1 pseudogene is annotated in these 229 nt (G+C 45.9%); it reads left to right on the top strand.

Annotation, left to right across the window (positions count from 1 at the left end):
- Positions 1-58: 58 nt before the first annotated feature.
- Positions 59-229 (top strand): annotated as a pseudogene (locus KVT34_RS31540) (putative sporulation protein YtxC); the annotation flags it as partial.

Genomic DNA, 229 nt, shown 5'->3' on the forward strand with positions numbered 1-229 from the left:
AGAGGCCGGCGAATGCGCCATCGAGGAATATGTTATGGACCAGGAGTAACAGGAATTTATTTCTCTGCCCCAGTATTTCGTCTATATCCAGGAAACGAAGTCGGCAGCAGCTCATTTGATACATAAGGAAGGCGCTGTATTTACAATTCTGGATGAACATATGCAGCCGATCGACACCAGTAAAATGCAAGCGTCCTTTACGCTGAAGATGATCGAGAAGGATATCAGC

It is taken from the genome of Paenibacillus sp. GbtcB18 (assembly GCF_019091125.1).
GTDB lineage: Bacteria > Bacillota > Bacilli > Paenibacillales > NBRC-103111 > Paenibacillus_F > Paenibacillus_F chitinolyticus.